The organism is Streptomyces flavofungini, assembly GCF_041028215.1.
Classification (GTDB): Bacteria; Actinomycetota; Actinomycetes; order Streptomycetales; family Streptomycetaceae; genus Streptomyces; species Streptomyces flavofungini_B.
Window position 1 is genome coordinate 1 of the sequence record NZ_JASKYR010000670.1, and the last position, 3702, is coordinate 3702.

General features: G+C 71.4%; 4 protein-coding genes. 2 read left to right on the forward strand and 2 right to left on the reverse strand.

Annotated elements, in window-relative coordinates:
* The first annotated feature begins 47 nt into the window (after positions 1-47).
* Together AB8Z36_RS32195 and AB8Z36_RS32200 are read left to right on the forward strand one after the other, a co-directional pair.
* Positions 48-992, forward strand: a complete 945-nt coding sequence (locus AB8Z36_RS32195) for a hypothetical protein (protein WP_369216920.1) — start codon at positions 48-50, stop codon at positions 990-992.
* 38 nt (positions 993-1030) lie between these two features.
* On the forward strand, positions 1031-1378 hold the full coding sequence (locus AB8Z36_RS32200) for a rhodanese-like domain-containing protein (protein WP_369216921.1): 348 nt from the start codon (positions 1031-1033) through the stop codon (positions 1376-1378).
* A gap of 65 nt (positions 1379-1443) precedes the next feature.
* On the opposite strand, the gene AB8Z36_RS32205 is transcribed toward AB8Z36_RS32200, so the two are convergent.
* Together AB8Z36_RS32205 and AB8Z36_RS32210 are read right to left on the reverse strand one after the other, a co-directional pair.
* Entirely contained in the window at positions 1444-2577 is a 1134-nt protein-coding gene (locus AB8Z36_RS32205) for an acyl-CoA dehydrogenase family protein (RefSeq protein ID WP_369216922.1), read from the reverse strand.
* 266 nt (positions 2578-2843) lie between these two features.
* A partial coding sequence (locus tag AB8Z36_RS32210; protein WP_369216923.1) for a 2Fe-2S iron-sulfur cluster-binding protein occupies positions 2844-3702 on the reverse strand: 859 nt, incomplete at its 5' end.

Sequence of the window (3702 nt, forward strand, 5' to 3'; positions counted from 1 at the left end):
GCTCCGCCCCGTGCGACGCCCCGATGCAACGGKCCYRKGCTGGGCGGGTGACGACGCCGGAAGCCGAGCCCACGCAGCCCGAGACGCCCGAGAACCCCACCGAGGGAGCGCGGCAGCCGGGTGCCGACGGGCGGCTCAAGGATCAGCTCAAGGAACGGCTGAAGGCCCGTTCCGAGGAGCGCCGCGAGCAGTCCGCCGAGCCTGCGGAAGAGGCCGCCGAGCGGCCGGAGGCGCGGTTGGAGCGGGCTGTGCGCGCCGCCGAGCAGGCACTGATCGAGTACGAGATCGCGCTGGAGACCTTCCGGGTCGAGGTCGAGAACTTCTCTCGCCTGCATCACCAGAAGCTCGGCCCGATGTACGCGCGCCTCGACGAGCTCGACGCGCGGATCGCCGAGATGACCGCCGAGCGCACCGGGGACCCCGAGGACGTGCGGAAGGCGGAGGAGGCGCGGGCGCGGGTCATGCCCATGCCGGGCATCGAGGAACTGTTCCACGGCTGGATGGACAGCGAGGGGCTCTATCCCGAGGCCGCCGCGATGCTCACCGACCAGTCGGTGCGCCCTCCGCAGCGGGTGCGCCCCGGCGAGGAGGCCCGCAAGCTCTACCGCGAGCTGGCCCGCAAGGCCCACCCCGACCTGGCACAGGAGGAGGGCGAGCGGCAGCGGCGCGAGGAGTTCATCACCCGGGTCAACGCCGCGTACGCCCGGGGTGACGAGGCGCTGCTGCGGGAGCTGTCCGAGGAGTGGGCCGCGGGGCCCGTTCCCGAGGAGCTGCGGCTCACGCGCAGCGAGGAGCTGTACGCCCGGCTCGAATGGCTCTCCCAGCGCAAGGAACTGCTGTCCGTCCTCGCCGCGGAGCTTGAGGAGAGCGCGATCGGCGGGATGCTGCGGCTGGCTCCGGACGATCCGGACGCGCTGCTCGACGAGATCGCCGAGCAGCTTCTCGCCCAGGTCGCCGAGCGTGAGGCCGAGCTGGAGCGGCTGACCGCATAGGGCACCGGGGCCCAGTGCCGGTCGGGTAGCGTCGGGGCATGGCTTTCGGATCACATGTGCCCACGGTCGGCGTCGATGACCTCGCGAACGGCGATTTTCTGCTGGACGTCCGTGAGGACGACGAATGGCAGGCGGGCCACGCCGCGGACGCGCTGCACATTCCGATGAGTGAGTTCGTCGCCCGCTATGGCGAGCTGACCGAGGCGGCCCCGCAGGACGGCAGGGTCAATGTGATCTGTCGGTCCGGTGGCCGTTCCGCGCAGGTCACGATGTATCTCGCGCAGCAGGGCATCGACGCCGCGAACGTCGCGGGCGGCATGGAGGCCTGGGCCGCCGCGGGCCGTCCGGTTGTCGACGCGAAGGGCGAGCCGGGCACGGTCGTCTAGCCAGGGCCACACGATATGGGCACGGCCGTCTGGCCAGGGCCGCACTCGTGGTCCGGGGCGATTCCTCAGCTGAGGGCGTGGGCGGCCAGTAGGTCGCCGAGCGCTTCCTCGTGGGCCGCCGCGGGGCCGAGGGACAGTTCCAGTTGTTTGGCCCAGGCGTGATAGCGGTGCAGGGGGTAGTCGGTGTCGGCGCCGAAGCCTCCGTGCAGGTGCTGCGCGGTCTGTACGACCCTTCGTACGCCGTCCGACGCCCAGATCTTGGCGACTGCCACGTCTCCCGCGGTGGGCAGGGCGCTGTCCGCTCCGGTGCTGATGCGCCAGGCGGCCTGCCAGAGGGTCACTTCCATGGCCCGCAGGTCGATGTAGCGGTCGGCGGTCTGCACGGCCACCGCCTGGAAGGTGGCGACGGGGTGGCCGAACTGCTCGCGTTTGCTGGTGTAGTCGCTGGTCATGCCGAGCACGCCTTCGCCGAGGCCCAGGGCGAGCGCGCAGGTGCCAGTGGTGAGCAGGTCGCGCAGCCGGTCCCAGGCGCCTTCGGCCTCGATCACGTCGTCCGGGCCGAGACGTATGTCTTCCAGGCGGAGTTCGCCGAGGCGCTCGCCGCTGGTCGAGAACTGTTCGCCGATGGTGAGGCCGGCGGTGTCGCGGGGGACGAGCGCGACGACGGTGTGGCCGTCGGGTATGTGGGCGGGCACGAGGACGAGGTCGGCGTTGTGCGCCCAGGGCACGCCCGTCTGGAGGCCGTCCAGGGTCCAGGTGCCGCCGTCGCGGTGGGCGGTGACGGCGAGTTCGGCCGGGTCGTGGCCGGTCCTGCCGTTGGCCGCGACGGTCAGGACGAGCTCGCCGTGGGCCGCTCGGGGCAGGATCCGCTGCCGCAGTTCGGCCGCTCCGTGGGCTCGTACGGTCGCCGTGGCGGCGCTGTGTTCCAGGAGTGGTACCCGGGCCAGCACCTTCGCCGACTCGCGGAGTACCAGGCACAGGGCGATGGGGTCGAGGTCCACACCGCCGTGCTCCGGGCCGATGAGGAGGCCGAGCAGGTCTGCGGCGGCGAGCTTGGGCCACAGGGCGCGGTCGAAGTCCTCGGCGACGCAGCCGGGGGTGAGGGCAGGGCTCGGCACCCCGTCCGGTGCGACGTCGGCGAATACCGCCTTGGCCGCCTCGACCACGGCCTGTTGTTCCTCGGTGAAGGTGAAGTCCACAGCCTGTCCTTCCGCACACCGCTCGGGACCTGACGGCTCGTCAAGATGGGCTCGTCAAGATAGAACAGGTTCTAGGCGAAGGGAACACCGCCGTCACGGCCACTGACCGCCGGTCGGCGTCCCGGCGGACCACCGACCCGGCGACGAGCCCCCGGCGTTGGGACCCCGGCGTCAGGCCACGGTGCTCAGCCCCGGCGGTGCAGGTCGAGGTGCGGTCATGGTCGGCGGTCGTGGCCAGCGGTCGTGGTGGTCGGCGGTCGTGGTGGTCAGCGGTCGAAGTCCAGCTCCACGGTGTCCGTGGTCGGACGGGACTGGCAGGCCAGCACATATCCGGCCGCTGTCTCCTCCGGTTCCAGCGCGTAGTTGTGGTCCATCCGGACATCGCCCGAGACACACATGGCACGGCAGGTGCCGCAGACCCCGCCCTTGCAGGCGTAGGGCGCGTCGGCGCGGTTGCGCAGCACCGTTTCCAGGAGTGTCTCGCCGCCCTGGACCGGCCAGGTGCCCGACCGGCCGTCGAGGGTGACCGTCACCGTGCTGTGCGCGGGTGCGGGCGTCGGCGGCTCGGCGGGGGATATGTCCGAGATGCCGCCGTCCACGTGGAATATCTCTTCGTGAATGCGTCGGCGGGGTACGCCGAGATCGCGCAGGGTGCGCTCCGCGCCTTGCACCAGGCCGAACGGTCCGCACAGGAACCAGCCCCCGACCTCCCCCACGGGCAGCAGCGCGGGCAGGAGCCGGGTGAGCCGCTCCTCGTCGAGCCGACCGGAGTCGAGGCCCGCCTGCTGTTCCTCGCGGGAGAGCACCGTCACCAGCTGGAACCGTCCCGGCCAGCGGTCCTTGAGGTCTGCCACCTCCTCGAGGAACATCGTCGACGCGGTGGTGCGGTCGCTCCGTATGAGACAGAACTGGGCCTGCGGTTCGCGCTCCAGGAGTGTTGTGACGATGGAGAGCACCGGTGTGATGCCGCTGCCGCCGACGATCGCCGCATAGCGCCCGGGGGCCGGGTCGAGCGTGAAGCGGCCGGCGGGCGTCATCACCTCAAGTTCGTCGCCTGCGCCGAGCTCCTTGAAGGCATATGTGGAAAAGGCACCGTCCTCGACCAGACGCACCGCGACCCGGAGC